The sequence below is a fragment of the Sphingobium sp. HDIP04 genome, from assembly GCF_000445085.1.
Classification (GTDB): Bacteria; Pseudomonadota; Alphaproteobacteria; order Sphingomonadales; family Sphingomonadaceae; genus Sphingobium; species Sphingobium indicum.
The window spans coordinates 1-14,602 of sequence record NZ_ATDO01000024.1 but is presented as its reverse complement, the minus strand read 5'-3'; the positions used below and the strand labels follow the sequence as shown (position 1 = coordinate 14,602).

Below are 14,602 nucleotides of genomic sequence, written 5' to 3'. Positions count from 1 at the left end.
CCGGCCTTTTTTTTGGTCCACCGGAAACAGGTTTCGCGGCGGACAAATATTGCCTTGCGCTGGCCGAACACTGGTAGGCACGGCACGAATATAGATCAATATTCCGGCTTTGCTGTATGGAGCGTGATGCTTGCGCAATGTAACTGACGGACCATGGACGAAGATGGTCTGCTACATGGCACGGAAGCGCACGATAAAGCTGTGCCATCCCGAAACAAAATGCGCTTGTTTGTTCCTGTTCGACAGCATGCGACCGGGCTGTCAAGTTGTTTCGGATTTACATTTCACGCAAAACCGCTCAAAAGGTCCTCTCTATTAATCGAAGATGGGAAGCGGGGCCAATGTCTGAAAACAACCAGCCTGACATCACGACGCTCACTGTTCAGCTGGTGAGTGCCTTTGTCTCCAACAATAATGTCGCGAGCGAAGGTCTTGCCGATCTCATTCGGACCACCCGCCTGGCCTTGACTGATGATCTTGCCGCAAAGCCCGAAGATGCGGCGGCGCCGACTTATACGCCGGCGGTGTCGGTTCGCAAAAGCCTGTCTTCGCCGGAGCATATTCTCAGCATGATTGACGGCAGGCCGTACAAGACGCTGAAGCGCCACCTTGCCAGCCATGGCCTGACCCCCAATGAATATCGCGAACGCTATGGGCTGCCGAAATCCTATCCGCTGGTCGCGCCCAACTATTCGGAAGCGCGGCGTGCAGTCGCCACGAAGCTCGGCCTGGGCAAAAAGCCGGTGAGCGTCAAGAAGCCGGCCGAAGCGGCTCCTGCTCCCGCTGTCGCCGCGCCGGCGGCTGCGAAGCCCGCAGCTGCTCCCAAGGCAGCGCTCGCAAAGGCGGCGCCTGCCAAGCCGGCCGTGGCGAAGACGCCCGCTCCCAAGACTGCGGCAACCAAGGCCCCGGCAGCCAAGCCCGCGGAAGCGAAGTCGCCCGCGGCAAAGCCCGTGGAGGCCAAGCCGGCCGTCGCCAAAGCGTCCGCCGCAAAGGCGCCGGCCGCAAAGCCTGCCACATCGCGCAAGCGCCTCTCCATAGCAACGCCGTCTGCACCCGCGCCGAAGAAAGACGCCGCTCCTGCCGCCAAGCCTGCCGAAAAGGCGGCGGCAGGCAACAAGCCCGCCCCGGCTGCCAAGGCGCCCGCCAAGCCCGCTCCCAAGAAAAAGCCTGCCGCCAAATCCAGCAAGGCGACGGTAGCTGAAAAGGCCTGATCGTCAGATTGGCGGACGTGCTTTCATGATGAATGAAAGCACGTCCGCCTTTTGACGCCGCATTTCCGGGCCGGACAGTCCGGTTGCCGATCGGGATCACGCTCCGGCCAGCGCAAATGTTGGTCGGGCGTTTTCCTTGATGTCAATTGGATAGATATTCGGCCATGGCCCGCCAATCGGGTCAGGTTCATCTTTCGGATTATGCCGCAAGAATCCGGTTGCCGAAAAAATGATGGCGGGAGCAAGGCAAATCCCGGAGGATAAAAGGACTGTTCAGCTAATCTATTTTCTTTGTCGGGATTGACCCATCGCCTTCCTGAGAACTTGCGACGGCATGTTTCGGTTTTTCCGAGAACCCTTCACCGTCAATTGAAAATCAATGGCTCATTCAGGACATTGTCCCAGCGTGCTGATGGGTGACGGGTTTTGTTATACGTCTCTGACGGATTTTTCGCTGCTCGCCAGCCTATCTTCGGGACCATTTATGGATGAAGATTTACGGCTTTTAGAATTTAATCTGATCCGCTTCATGACTAGGCAGCGTGGACAAATTCGAAAATGTCGTGAAATGGCCAATTGCGGTCATTAGTTTCCCGTCACCCCGGGCTTGACCCGGGGTCCCGCTTTCCTTCTGAGTGCCGCGCCTCGTCCAAGGCAGCGGGACCCCGGATCAAGTCCGGGGTGACGAATAGGGAGAGGGGTGACGAATAGGGGAAGGTCCGCAATCCACCCAAATCACTCAGTCCGGCAAGTCTTGAATTTGTCCACGCTGCCTAGGCTTCAATATATCAACCCGATCTTCGACAGTGATGCACAGCCTTGAGGCCAATGCCATCCTGTCTCGCAATTATCCGCCGCTTGGCGCTTTTTCCCATTGCCAGGCTTCATCTTCCCTGGCGCTCGATCCAGCGTTCAAAGCTACGCCAGCGGCCATTGCCCAAAATTCAGGCAGGCTGGGAAGCTCACAGGAAAGAAATTCGCCCCGCTGACGGGCCAACCTATACTGGACCCCTCCGCGGCGCCTGACGAGCCTCCGAGGGCGAAATAGGCGCATTTCCCGTTCTGTTCCCTTTTGCCAGGTGGTAAAGGACTCCCTCTTCCCTCGGCAGGCCAACGCCACCTGCAAAATAAGCGCGGTCGTCGCGCAACGCGTTTCATCCCATCGCGCGAGAGGATGTCGAATGATGCTGGCGGGCATCGCCTTGCTATGGCATATAGCTATGGCCTGAAGGGTCGCCTCAAGCAGGAGGCGCCATCTATCCACCGCCATCCCAGCATGTACAACCAACCATATTATTTGGTTGTAGTCCATCTTGCGCTATGACCGGGGAATGCACGATTTTTCAGCCTCGCCGGATCATGCCCTGCTTGTCCTGGGGCGGCTGGACGGGCGGCTCTGCAACAGCCCGGCGGCCGACATCTGGCTGGCCAGGGCAAGGCTGAAGGGCGCCTCCATGCTGTCAGGCTTTGCCGGGGTGCCGGTGTCGGTTACGGAGCTTCAGAACTGGATTTGCGGGCGGACGCCGCCGCCGCGCCATAGCGAGGGTCTCAACGATCCGCTCTCCGTCGCCGCCCTCTTCCATTTTGCCCTGTCGGCAAGCGACGATCGGGATCCGATCGCGCGGGCGACCCTCAATATCTCCCGCACGCTGCTCGATGACAGGAAGGAGGCTGGACTGTGGGCACCCGAGGATCTGGTCCGCTTCGGCCCGTCATGGCGGATGGCCCAGATGCTGCTGGAGGCCCCCTACCCTGCCGGCACCTTGCTGGGGATCGCGCAGCGGCTGATAGATGCCAGAGGGAGTCTCGACGCGCCCGTTACCGAGGGTCATCTGGTGACGACGGCGGACGGGCGGCAATGGCGCATCGATCCGCGGCGGTTCGATATGGGCTGGGTGCTCGCCTGCCATCTTCCAGGCGCGCTGCTGGCGGCGGGCCTCAGCCTGCGCCGCTTGCCCTCGCTGGTGGGGCTGCCGCGCTTCCTGCCGGACGATGCTGGTTCATTGGCGGAAGCGATTGCGGCCATGATCGCCCGGCAGGCCGGGCAGGGATTGATCGAACTGGACCGGCTGGAGGCGAAGCTGGCACGGTTGCCGAAGGAATTGCGAGTGACGCGACGAAGCAAGGCCCCGCTGCTCATGCGGCTTGAACTGGCCTATCCCGGGCTTGGCAAGATGGCGGTCGCCCGTTTGCTGGGCATTTCGCACCAAGGCGCGACGAAGCTGGTTGCGCAGGTGGAGAGGCTGACGGGAGGGCGTTAGGAAATGGAGCCTTTGTCCATCCTGCTTCATTTTCCAGAAAACATCGTGCTGCTGTTATAAGGTTTCTAGGAAAGTTAAAGAGTTAGCGGCTGAGAGTTTCGGCCCGAATCGCCGGAATCGCACGAGTCGGCCTTTGCGCCGCGTTCCCATAAGGTCGATTGTCCGTTCCTGTAATGTCGACGCTGGCGTTCCCGAAATGTCGGGGAAGCGTTCCTGAAGAGGCGAAGACCGTTCCCGGAATGTCGAGGCTCGCCATTTGCGGTGAGTGGCGCTTGGCGGATTGAATCATATTGGGCGGGGGTGTCGGGAAGGACGTTCAAATTCGGCGGCGGGTCGGGTGCATTGAACTGTCGTGCGCGACAGCGGGGTCCGCCATATCCGTACCACCCGACACTTCGGGAACGCTCTAGCCATGGGGCAAGGCAGAGGGACGGTGGGTCTGACATCGAGCGGCGGATATGAGACATTTTTCTCGTCCGGCATCGGAAAATGCGGAGACAAGGGAAATCAGAGCGTGATCCGCTGCAATCGCAATCTAAGCGGGCTGCGCTCTAGGCTGTATCGACATTCAGAAGATGGCGAGCCGAAAATGGTGATTTTTCGTGACCCGGCGCGCAGCCTACTCAAAGTAGGTGAGCACCGGAAGCACGGAGATTGAAGCGAGGCACGTGACTCGCTTCAACCATTTGCAGGCCGTCAGGGCTGAATGTCGATACAGCCTAGAGACGGTGCCGGTTCTTCTCATGGAAGCGGCGGACGAAGCCGATGAACGCCTTTTGATAGTTGACCGGCGTGCGTGCGGGATCGGCGTCGAGCCAGTCGCGGAATTCCTGATGGAGCGTCTGATAGTCCCAGCCGGGATATTCGGCGCGCAGGGTCGCCATGGTCGCGTCGGTGATCTCGCCGGCGCTGGCTTTGGCGGACATGCCGGCCAGGGTTCTGCGGATCATGCCGCCGGCGTCGACCAGCATGTCGGCATCGGCCGGAGGGTGGCGGACTGCGCTGTTGTTGTGGGTAGCGGCGGCGGCCGACTGCGGGGGCGCGGCCGCCCGCCGTGAAGTCGTCGTCAGGGGAAGCGGATCGGATTGGGGTCGGCGGCGCATGCGGAGCGAGGGTTCGCGCTTGCCTTCGGGCTGTTCCAGCTCGACCGTATAGCCGGGCAGCGGATCGCGTTCGGCGATCCTGGCGATCTCGAACTTGAAGCGGCGATAGGCGCCCTCGGCCCCTGATTTTTCGAACAGGGTGGGCATGGAGATGGCGAAACCCCCCTCCCCTGCCCCGCCGGCATGTTTGCGCGCCACCTTGTAGAGCCAGCGTTCGCGGCCGCCGGTCAAGTCGAAATAAGCGCGGTCGATGCTGAGCACGCCGCCCTGCATCAGCACGCCTTCATAGAACCAGTTGCTGAGTTCGATGGTCATGCCGCGGGAGCGTTCGGTGCGTTCGTCGACCAGCTGGGTCCAGCCGTCCAGCCAACTGAAGGTCGCTTCGCGGCGGTTTTCAGCGCGGATATTGGTCTTGATCGTGGTGGAGACGAGCCGGTCGAGCGACTGGCCGAGCAGTTCATAGGCGCGGCCGGTGGTCGGGCGGTGGATGGCGCGCAGCAGGTCATAGGGCATGAGGTGCAGCTTGCGCGGCACGTCGTTGAGGCCGCGGCGGGCCATGTCGGCCAGCACCGAGGCGCAATAGATGAGGATGTCGGCGTCCCAGATGGTGGCCATGCCATAATCGGGATTGGCCGAGACATGGACCCAGGCCTTGCCGTCGGGGGAGGTGTAGTCGATCGGCTTGACGCGCTTGGTCTTGGCGAGGCTGAAGAAGGGGCGTTCCATCATCTCGCGCTGGTCGCGGAGCGGCATGTCCGCGATATAGGGGAGGAAGAGTTCGAACTGGTCGTTGATCTGCGTCCGGGCGGCGCGGGTCATGGGTGGATCCTGGAGATGAGCGGCAGCCTGGGACGTGTTGCGGCGGAGGAGAGCGGGGCGTCGTGGGGGCTATTCCATGAACGTCTCGGCGAGTGAGCGAGGGTTTGGAATCGGCGGGCGGGATGGGCCGGGATGGGGCCTGGTGGGGGGTGCAGGGGCGAGGGGGTGCGGGTGTTTCCCCGGGGAAACGGGAGGGATGTTTTTCGTGCGTCGGCGCGGGGGAAGGGGTGTCGTTTCCCCGGGGAAACGCGGGGCAGGGGGAATGGCGCGGTCGGGGCCGGCCGTTCCTTTCCCATGCTGCGCCCCCTCCCTGTCATCAGCGTTGCAGCCCCATGCCCTGCCGTTCGAGATGTTCGAGCGTGTCGCGCAGCGCCGTGGCGAGGGTTTCCATGTCCGCGCCCGACCCGGCGTGGAGGCGGATGGTGATGCCCTGGCGGTTGACCGACTGCACCGTGAGCGCAGGGCGGCCATAGCGGGTGGTCCAGGTGAAGGGTTCCTCCCTGGGGGCGGACCGGGCAGCGCGGGGGGCGTCGAGCAGGCGTTTCAGCACGTCCGCCGCCGCTATGGGCGCGGCCCCCGCCGTCCGCAGGGCGCGCTGTTCGGAGGCGAGGCGGCTCGCCTCGGCCCGGATGGCGGGTGCGCCCTTCGGGTCGTCGAGCGACTGGGCCAGCGCGTAAGCGGGCTTCAACTGCACGTCGGCGGGGGAGGCGAAGGCGTCGATCACCGCGTCCTCGATGCCCGCGACCTTGATCATCTTGCTGAGCCAGCCCTTGGAGAGTTTCAGCCGTTCGGCCATGCGCGTCAGGTGGCTGCCATAATGGGCCTTGAGCGCATCGGCATAGTTGCGCGCCCGTTCCAGGTCCGACACGTCCTTGCGCGCCCGGTTTTCGAGGTCGGCGAGGCGGAAGGCGGCCTCGTCGTCGAGCTGGGCGACCTGCGCCACGAACATCATGTCGGAATAGCTGTTGGCGCGCAGCCAGCTGATCGACCAGTGACGGCGGGTGCCCGCAATGACCTCATAATCATGGTCCGGGTCGCCTTCTATGCGGCGGACCACGGCGGGAACCTTCTGCCCGCCCTCCGCGATGATCGAGTCGATCAGTTCGCGGCAATTTTCCTCATTGAGATGGGCGTAATGGCGGGCATTGCCGGTCCAGATGCGGACCCTGGCCGGATCGAGCAGCAATTGCGTGACCTGCCGCACCTCGCCCGAAGCGAGGCGGGCGAGGGCGGTTTCGCGGCCGAGCAGAGTGGTGCCGCGCGCCCGGTCCTGCCGGGGTGGGGCGGGGGCAGGGGAGGGGGACGGCGCCGGCGCTTGGGCATCTTCCCGCTCCACGGCCGGGGGCGCCGCCGCTTCCGGCTCGTCGGAGAGCAGGGCGGCCAGATAGTCGGATTGCTTACGCGCCATGACATTCCCCCTCGATCACTTCGGACAACGGGAACATATAGGGAACATGCGGACAGAGCCATTCATGCCGCATTGACGATGTCCTCTTCCCGCGCCGGGGCGACGCGGCCCCAGCCCTGACGCACCAGCGCCTCGATCTGGCCCATGGCCTCGTCCAGATTGGCGCGGCAGCGCTTGTGGGTGCGCGGCGTGCCGATCGGCTTTTCCAGTTCATAGACGGTCATCATGCGCAGCGCCGCATGGCTGATCTCCGCGCTGTCGAGGATCGGGATGGGGAGGAGGGCGGGGCCGAAGCTCTGCTCCATGATGGCGCGGACCATCGAATGGCTGGGGTCGTTGCTGTCGAATTTGGAGCAGAGCAGGCGGACGAACTGATAGTCCACCTCTATCCCCGCCTGCTGCAACTGGCCGATCACCTGGTCCATCATCGAAAGGAACTGGACGGTCGAGCAGAAATCCGGCGTGGTCGCGGCCAGCGGCACCAGCAGCGCATTGGCCGCCTGCATCACCGCGAGGCTGATCGTGCCCAGCGCCGGGGGCGGGTCGAGCAGCACCACGTCATAATGGCGGGCGAGGTCCATGAGGCCCTGCTTCAGCTTGCGGAAGCGCGCCGCGAGGACGGAGCCGCCGTCGCTGCCCGCCGCCGCCAGCTCATATTCCACGTCGAACAGTTCGAGATTGGAGGGGATGAGGTCGACATTGGGCCAGGCGGTATGCTTGACCGCGTAGAGCAGGTCGACCTGGGTCGGATCGATGGAAAGATAGGGGTAGAGCGTCTCTTCCCGCTGGATGTTGAAATGGGGGTTGAAGCCGAACAGGGTGGTGGTGGTGGCCTGGCTGTCGCAGTCGACGACGAGGACGCGATAGCCCTGCACCGCGAAATAATGGGCGAGATGGGTGGTAACGGTCGACTTGCCGACGCCGCCCTTGAAATTCTGCACCGCGATGATGGCGGGGATGTCCAGCGGGGCGCGTTCGGGCGAGGCGCCCAGCACCTGCCGCATGTTCAGCAGTTCCTCGACCTTGTAGCCGGGGCGGCGGCCGTTTTCGGTCGGCGGGGCGGGGGGAAGACGCCCGTCCTCCTCCGCCATGCGAATGCGATTCGTGGAGCAGCCGAGCAGTTGCGCGGCCTCCGCTATGCCGAAGCGGATGTTGAGTTCCTTGCGGCTATCCGGCAGGAAAGCCTTGCGCCGCAGGCGTTCGACCATCTTTTCGCCGGCTTCCGCCAGATCGCCGATCTGGGTAACCACTGCGTTCATTCCAGCCCTCATGCGCAAAGTTGAAGCATGTTTGGGACAGTATTGGCATAAATTGTTCAAATTGGCAAATGAAGGGGAGTTGGGATGCGGAGGGCGCAGGAGGCTTCGCCCGAAAGTCGTTTTGCCGGGTAAGCGGCGGGCTGTCGGCGACCATATTGCCGGGATGATGGACGGGGCTTCCTCATCCTCCCTATCGAGAGATGGGGAGGGGGACCGCCGCTGAAAGCGGTGGTGGAGGGGAAAGGGGCATGACCTGCGCACTTCCCCTCCACCATGCTTCGCATGGTCCCCCTCCCCATGCAAGCATGGGGAGGAATGGGATGGGGCGGCTTATTGGCCGCCGTCGGAATAGATGCGCACATCCTTGACGATCATGTCGCCGGTGCCGTCCGCATAGTCGCTGGTGGTCTTCACCGCGACGTTCATGATCGGGTACCAGCGGAAGCCCGCGAAGGGGTTGACCGCCTGATAGGTTTCCTTCCCGTCGATGAACCAGGTGATATAGTCGGGCTGGATGTCGACGGCGAAGCTGTGGAAGCCCGTCGTGAAGCCGCCTATGCCGTAGATCTCGTCCGTGTTCATGAACACGCCCTGCTGGAAGGTGCGGGTGATGTTGGCGCCGCCGTGCAGCGTGTTGGCGGTGTAGCGGTCGAAATCCCACCAGCTTTCGAAGCCGAAGCCTTCGTAGATGTCGATTTCCGGCGGCCATCCGGCGGTGGAGATCAGCCAGAAGGCGGGCCAGGAACCGCGCCGGTTGGGCATTTTGGCGGTGAATTCATATTGGCCGTAGCCGATCTGGACCGGGCGGGTGTTGTGGCCGCTGAGCACGACCGCGCCATAATCATAGGGGACGCCGTCCCAGGCTATGGGCTGCCTCAGCTTCTGCGTGTGCATGACCAGCCCCTCGTCGGTGTAGCGGAGCGGCGCCTCTATGCCATAGTCGCGATAGACCCAGCCGTCGAGATAGATGCCGGTTTCCTGATTGCCCGGTTGCGAACGGCCGTTGGGCAGCTTGGTCGACCAGGCCTTGTCATGGCCGGCGTCCGACCATTTGAGCGTCTCCCGGCTCATCTTCCACTGGAGCGTCCCCGTGGGCTGGAAGATGCGCGGTTCGCGGCCCGCCACCTGTTCCGCCGTCGGTTCCTGCTGGAAATCGCATTGGACGAAGGCGCGGTCGGTGCCCATCCTGCCGCCCCAGGGGGCTTCGACGAAGCGGACGATGAAGTCGGCCTGCGGCACGCCGAGCAGGATCGGGACGGAGACCGTCTTGGTCAGCGGGTCGCCGGGGCGGAAGATCACCGATTTGTAGATGCTCTGATAATTGACGCCCGCGACGCCCCGGACCAGGCCGGGGCCATCCTCCGTCATGACGCGGGCGATGACGGTGTTGGGCGTCGGCCGGTCGAGCGAGATCGGCACATGGGCGACGGTCGATCCGGGGCGGTAGAAGGCCGGGCCGACCGAGGCCGTCGCCAGTTCGGGATAGCGGGTGCCGCCGGCGAAGTCGAAATTGGCGAAATCGGCGGCCTGCCCGGCGGCGGAAAGGGTGGTGGCGGAAAGGGATGCCATGGTGCTGGCCGTCGCCATCTTCCCGGCGGCGCCCCAGGCCGGTCCGCCGGTCGGCGCGGCGGCCGGGGCGGTGGGAAAGAGGGCGGCGGGATTGCTGCTGCCGAGCGCCGTGGTCCAGGGGCTGGGCGAGGGGCGGGAGAAGTCGATCCGCGGCGACGGGCCGTCCGTCCGGCCGAAAAAGCCCCTGGCGAGGATGGGGGCGATGCCCGGCCGGTCTTCCGCCGCGGGCGCGGAGATCTTTTCCGTGTCGGCGGTGAGGGACAGGCCCCATTCGCTCATGCAGAAAATGAGCAGGCACGCGAACAACGCGCCCGCAAGCGGGCGGAAAGAGAAAATGCGCATGGTACGACCCCGTTGTTGAGCGGCCCTGTGCCGCCTGTGTTGAACCTCCTTCCCGCACGGCGGATTGCCCCGGCGCCGTTGCGGGTTCACAAGATGGTTGGTGCGGATTCGTTCGCTACAGCATTGAATATAATGGATTTTCATGGCCATGAAAAGGGCGGCGGCATGGCGGCCCCCGCCGACCGGGTTCCGCCGCCCCCGCGTGGCGGGATCGGGGCCGGATCGGCGCGCCCTTCCGGATCAAAATGCTTGAACCTGACGGGCATAATATTATCTTGGTCGCAAGCAGCCCCCCGGCAGTGCCGTGCCGTTCCTGCCGCAGGCGGTTGCGATCCGGTCAGTTGTGGAACGATGCATGAGATACCCCAGCGAACATAAGGCGCGCACGCGGGAGCGCATCCTGAAGGAGGCTTCGCGCGCGATCCGTTGCCAGGGCATCGACAGGGTCGCGGTCGCCAATGTGATGTCGGCGGCCGGGCTGACGGTCGGCGGCTTCTATGCCCATTTCGCGTCCAAGGACGATCTGGTCGCCCATGCGGTCGAGCATATGTTCCATGAACGCTATGAGGAGTTTCTGGGCCTGCTGGATGTCGGCGACCCGCGCGCGGCGATCGCCAAATTCTTCGACGGCTACCTGTCCATGGCCCATCGCGGCCATCCCGAGACGGGCTGCCCCATCCCTTCGCTCAGCAGCGAACTGGGGCACCTGTCCGAAGATGGCCGGGGGCGGCTGAGCAGGGGCATGCGCGGGCTGGTCGACGGACTGACCCGGCTGCTGGAGCGGGCGGGGATCGGCGATCCGGCGGAGGCGGCGAACGCGGCCTTCTCCGAAGCGCTGGGCGCGCTGGTCATGGCGCGGATGACGACCGATCCCAAGGCGGCGGAGAAGATCCTCCAGAAGGCGCGGAAATCCGTGAAGGAGCGGCTTGGCGTCGCGGACGTGGACACCCGCATCCCCCTGCGCAGCCGCTCCGCGAGCCGGGCCGGGGCGAAGCCGGCCGAAAGGGCCGAGGCGGCCGCCTGAACCGGAAGGCGGAGCCGGCCGCCCGCGCCGCCCCCGCGTTCAGCGCGGCACGACGCAGGTGGACGTGCCGTGCGCGAAGATGCGCTCGCCCGGACCGATGATCCGCCCCTCCATGGCGATGAGGGAGCGGCCCCGCGAGATCACGGTGCCGATCACCCGCAGGGGGCCGATGTCGGCGTGGATCGGCTTCAGGAACTTGACGCTGGTTTCATGGGTCGGGGCGAAGCCGCCCTCCTCCAGCATGGTCACTGCCGCCAGGCCCATGGCGGAATCGAGAACCGTCATCACCCAGCCGCCATGGACGATGCCGCCGGGATTGAGGAAGCGCTCCTCCGGCGTCGCCATCAGTTCGATGCGGCCGATCTCCGGCGGAAGAAGCCGGAACGGTATCGTCTCGGCCATGGGAGGATAGGGCAGGTCGCCCCGCGCCACCGCGCTGATCATGTCGAGGCCGCTCATGCCCCGCCCCTGCAGCCGCGCGGCCATTACAGCGTTTCCAGCGCGAGCGCTATGCCCTGTCCGCCGCCGATGCACAGCGTGACGATGCCCCGGCGAACGCCGTCGCGCTTCATCGAATGCAGCAGCCGCGTGGTCAGCACCGCGCCGGTGGCGCCGATGGCGTGGCCATGGGCGATGGCGCCGCCCTCCACATTGACGATGTCCTCCGGCAGGCCAAGTTCCTGGATGATCGCCAGCGGCACGGCGGCGAACGCCTCGTTGATCTCGAACCGCTCCACGTCCGGCAGCGTCCAGCCCGCCCGTTCGACCGCCTTGACCACGGCGGGGACGGGCGCCAGGCCGAACAGGCCCGGCTCCATCGCCGCGACCGCATGGGCGACGATCCGCGCGGCGGGTTCGACCCCGTTCGCCTCCGCCCAGGCGCGGCTGGCGACCAGCATGGCGGACGCGCCGCTGTTGAGGCCGGGGGCATTGCCGGCGGTGATCGTGCCGTCCGGGCGGAAGGCGGGCTTCAGCCGGGCGAGGCCCTCCAGCGTCGTGTCGGCGCGGGGCGCCTCGTCGCGGGCGAAGCTGGTCTCGCCCTTGCGGCCCTGCACGATGACGGGGGCGATCTCCGCGTCGAAGCGCCCTTCCGCCTGAGCCTGCGCGAAGCGGCTCTGCGACCGTTCGGCCCAGCGGTCCTGCGCATCCCGCGAGATCTGGGAGCGGGTGACCAGATCCTCCGTATGCCAGCCCGAATGCCGGCCGGAAAAGGCGTCGTTCAACCCGTCGCGCAGCATGGAATCGATGATCGCCGCGTCCCCCATGCGATAGCCCCAGCGGCCGCCGGTCATCAGATAAGGGGCGCGGTCCATATTCTCCATGCCGCCGGCGACGGCGACGTCGTGCAGGCCAAGCTGCACCTCCTGCGCGGCGCTCACGATGGCCTGCGCGCCCGATCCGCAGACCCGGTTGACGGTGAGGGCCGGGACCGAGACGGGCAGCCCGGCATGGATCGCCGCCTGGCGCGCCGGGTTCATGCCGTTGCCCGCCTGGATCACATTGCCCATGGTGACGGCCCCCACGACCTCCGCCGGGAGGCCGGCGCGGCGCACGGTTTCGCGGATGGCGACGGCGCCCAGTTCGGCGGCGGGCACGTCCTTCAGCGCGCCGTTATAGCTGCCGATCGGGGTGCGCACGGGATGGGCGAGGATGATTTCCGTGGTCATTCTGGCTTCCTTCTGCTGTCGTCCGCGCCGCCGGACCGGGCCATGACATGATGATGATCATGCCATTGATCGGGATCGCCGCGCCGCTTTTCAAGGGGGGGCGCCGATCCCCTGGGCGGATCGGCCGACCCAAGGTCTAATTGTTCCTTCGTCCGAAAGGTTCATCCTGTCCCTCAACCTTCAGACGAGTCCGGGAGAGGATGATGTTACAGCAGGCAATGGCGCGGTTCGCGGGAAAAACGCTGATCCGCGAGAAATACGAGAATTTCATCGGCGGCCAGTGGGTGGCGCCGGTCCGGGGCGAATATTTCGACAATCTGTCGCCCGTGACGGGGCAGAGCGTGTGCAAGGTGGCGCGATCGACCGCCGAGGACATCGAGCTGGCGCTGGACGCCGCGCACAGGGCGAAGGAAGGCTGGGGCCATCGTTCCGCGACGGAGCGGGCCAATATCCTCAACCGCATCGCCCAGCGGATGGAGGATAATCTGGACCTGCTCGCCATGGCGGAGACCATCGACAACGGCAAGCCGATCCGCGAGACGACCGCCGCCGACATTCCGCTCGCCATCGACCATTTCCGCTATTTCGCGGCCTGCGTCCGGTCGCAGGAAGGGTCCATCGCGGAGATCGACCATGACACGGTCGCCTATCATTTCCACGAGCCGCTGGGCGTCGTCGGCCAGATCATCCCCTGGAACTTCCCGATCCTGATGGCGGCGTGGAAGCTGGCCCCGGCGCTGGCGGCGGGCAATTGCGTGGTGCTCAAGCCCGCCGAGCAGACGCCGATGTCGATCATGGTGCTGATGGACCTGGTCGGCGACCTGATCCCCGAAGGCGTGCTGAACGTCGTCAACGGCTTTGGCGTGGAGGCGGGCAAGCCGCTCGCCACCAACAAGCGGATTTCGAAGATCGCCTTCACCGGGGAAACCACCACCGGGCGCCTCATCATGCAATATGCGTCGGAGAACCTCATTCCGGTGACGCTGGAGCTGGGGGGCAAGTCGCCCAACATCTTCTTTGCCGACGTGATGGACGCGGACGACGATTATTTCGACAAGTGCCTGGAGGGCTTTGCGATGTTCGCGCTCAATCAAGGCGAAGTCTGCACCTGCCCCAGCCGGGCGCTGGTGCAGGAGAGCATCTACGAGAAGTTCATCGAGCGCGCCGTCGCCCGCGTCCAGAAGATCGTGCAGGGCAGCCCGCTCGACCCCGCGACGATGATCGGGGCGCAGGCGTCGAACGACCAGTTGGAGAAGATTCTTTCCTACATCGACATCGGCAAGGGCGAGGGCGCGAAGGTGCTGACCGGCGGCACGCGGGCGCATCTGGGCGGCGAGCTGGAGCAGGGCTATTATGTGACGCCGACCGTGCTGGAAGGGCATAACAAAATGCGCATCTTCCAGGAGGAGATTTTCGGCCCCGTGCTGTCGGTCACGACCTTCAAGGACGAGGCGGAGGCGCTGCACATCGCCAACGATACGCTCTATGGCCTGGGCGCGGGGGTGTGGAGCCGCAACGGCAACACCGCCTATCGCATGGGCCGCGCCATCCAGGCCGGGCGCGTCTGGACCAATTGCTACCACGCCTATCCGGCCCATGCGGCCTTTGGCGGATACAAGCAGTCGGGCATCGGGCGCGAGACGCACAAGATGATGCTGGACCATTATCAGCAGACGAAGAACCTGCTGGTCAGCTATTCGACCAAGGCGCTGGGCTTCTTCTGAGGCGGTCGTCATGCCGGAGGCGGGTCGTTCCCCCTTCACGCCTTCGGTTCGGGCGGGCGCCTCTCCCGGGCGTCCGCCTTTTTCTGTTTTCCTTCTCGCTTGAGGGAGGGGGCCGGGGGGTGGGCGGGCGCAACCTCAGCGCCATTCTGCAATGGCTAAGCTGGAAGCTCCCCCGGATCAAGTCCGGGGTCGCGCCCACCCCTAGCCCCTCCCGC

Annotated in this window: 10 protein-coding genes; 4 read left to right on the top strand and 6 right to left on the bottom strand. The window is 64.8% G+C overall.

The genetic code is table 11. From position 1 onward, the window contains the following. The first annotated feature begins 341 nt into the window (after positions 1 to 341). Together L286_RS25885 and L286_RS25880 are read left to right on the top strand one after the other, a co-directional pair. Complete coding sequence (locus L286_RS25885; RefSeq protein WP_020819634.1) at positions 342 to 1,211, top strand: MucR family transcriptional regulator; 870 nt, start codon at positions 342 to 344, stop codon at positions 1,209 to 1,211. A 1,331-nt stretch (positions 1,212 to 2,542) separates the two neighbouring features. Next, positions 2,543 to 3,472, top strand: a complete 930-nt coding sequence (locus L286_RS25880; RefSeq protein WP_020819635.1) for a hypothetical protein — start codon at positions 2,543 to 2,545, stop codon at positions 3,470 to 3,472. A 719-nt stretch (positions 3,473 to 4,191) separates the two neighbouring features. Here L286_RS25880 and L286_RS25875 read toward each other — a convergent pair. The 4 genes from L286_RS25875 to L286_RS25860 all read right to left on the bottom strand — a co-directional run bounded on the left by L286_RS25875 (position 4,192) and on the right by L286_RS25860 (position 9,972). Continuing rightward, positions 4,192 to 5,394 (bottom strand): replication initiator protein A, encoded by a 1,203-nt coding sequence (locus L286_RS25875; protein ID WP_020819636.1) that lies wholly within the window; start codon positions 5,392 to 5,394, stop codon positions 4,192 to 4,194. 316 nt (positions 5,395 to 5,710) lie between these two features. Continuing rightward, positions 5,711 to 6,802: a ParB/RepB/Spo0J family partition protein gene (locus L286_RS25870; protein WP_021222927.1), complete on the bottom strand. Its 1,092-nt coding sequence runs from the start codon at positions 6,800 to 6,802 to the stop codon at positions 5,711 to 5,713. A 62-nt stretch (positions 6,803 to 6,864) separates the two neighbouring features. Further along, positions 6,865 to 8,061, bottom strand: coding sequence for an AAA family ATPase (locus L286_RS25865; protein ID WP_013054122.1), 1,197 nt, complete (start codon positions 8,059 to 8,061; stop codon positions 6,865 to 6,867). Positions 8,062 to 8,391: 330 nt separating this feature from the next. Continuing rightward, positions 8,392 to 9,972: a glycoside hydrolase family 16 protein gene (locus tag L286_RS25860; RefSeq protein WP_020819638.1), complete on the bottom strand. Its 1,581-nt coding sequence runs from the start codon at positions 9,970 to 9,972 to the stop codon at positions 8,392 to 8,394. 355 nt (positions 9,973 to 10,327) lie between these two features. On the opposite strand from L286_RS25860, the gene L286_RS25855 reads away from it, so the two are divergent. Next, positions 10,328 to 10,996 carry a TetR/AcrR family transcriptional regulator gene (locus tag L286_RS25855; protein WP_007684504.1) on the top strand — a complete coding sequence of 223 codons (669 nt, stop codon included), beginning with the start codon at positions 10,328 to 10,330 and terminating at the stop codon, positions 10,994 to 10,996. 39 nt (positions 10,997 to 11,035) lie between these two features. On the opposite strand, the gene L286_RS25850 is transcribed toward L286_RS25855, so the two are convergent. After that, a complete protein-coding gene (locus L286_RS25850; protein WP_007684506.1) occupies positions 11,036 to 11,482 on the bottom strand; it encodes a PaaI family thioesterase in 447 nt (148 codons plus the stop codon). Continuing rightward, positions 11,482 to 12,663 (bottom strand): thiolase family protein, encoded by a 1,182-nt coding sequence (locus tag L286_RS25845; protein ID WP_020819640.1) that lies wholly within the window; start codon positions 12,661 to 12,663, stop codon positions 11,482 to 11,484. The genes L286_RS25850 and L286_RS25845 overlap by 1 nt, the downstream gene beginning before the upstream one ends. A gap of 203 nt (positions 12,664 to 12,866) precedes the next feature. Here L286_RS25845 and adh point away from each other — a divergent pair, with 203 nt between their 5' ends. Next, the gene (gene adh, locus L286_RS25840; protein ID WP_025161142.1) at positions 12,867 to 14,387 is read left to right on the top strand and encodes an aldehyde dehydrogenase; all 1,521 of its coding nucleotides are present in this window, start codon (positions 12,867 to 12,869) and stop codon (positions 14,385 to 14,387) included. Positions 14,388 to 14,602 lie beyond the last annotated feature (215 nt).

Coding starts and splice junctions, on each gene's coding strand:
- L286_RS25885 (WP_020819634.1), top strand. CDS start 342: ATGTCTGAAAACAACCAGCCTGACATCACGACGCTCACTGTTCAGCTG.
- L286_RS25880 (WP_020819635.1), top strand. CDS start 2,543: ATGCACGATTTTTCAGCCTCGCCGGATCATGCCCTGCTTGTCCTGGGG.
- L286_RS25875 (WP_020819636.1), bottom strand. CDS start 5,394: ATGACCCGCGCCGCCCGGACGCAGATCAACGACCAGTTCGAACTCTTC.
- L286_RS25870 (WP_021222927.1), bottom strand. CDS start 6,802: ATGGCGCGTAAGCAATCCGACTATCTGGCCGCCCTGCTCTCCGACGAG.
- L286_RS25865 (WP_013054122.1), bottom strand. CDS start 8,061: ATGAACGCAGTGGTTACCCAGATCGGCGATCTGGCGGAAGCCGGCGAA.
- L286_RS25860 (WP_020819638.1), bottom strand. CDS start 9,972: ATGCGCATTTTCTCTTTCCGCCCGCTTGCGGGCGCGTTGTTCGCGTGC.
- L286_RS25855 (WP_007684504.1), top strand. CDS start 10,328: ATGAGATACCCCAGCGAACATAAGGCGCGCACGCGGGAGCGCATCCTG.
- L286_RS25850 (WP_007684506.1), bottom strand. CDS start 11,482: ATGGCCGCGCGGCTGCAGGGGCGGGGCATGAGCGGCCTCGACATGATC.
- L286_RS25845 (WP_020819640.1), bottom strand. CDS start 12,663: ATGACCACGGAAATCATCCTCGCCCATCCCGTGCGCACCCCGATCGGC.
- adh (WP_025161142.1), top strand. CDS start 12,867: ATGTTACAGCAGGCAATGGCGCGGTTCGCGGGAAAAACGCTGATCCGC.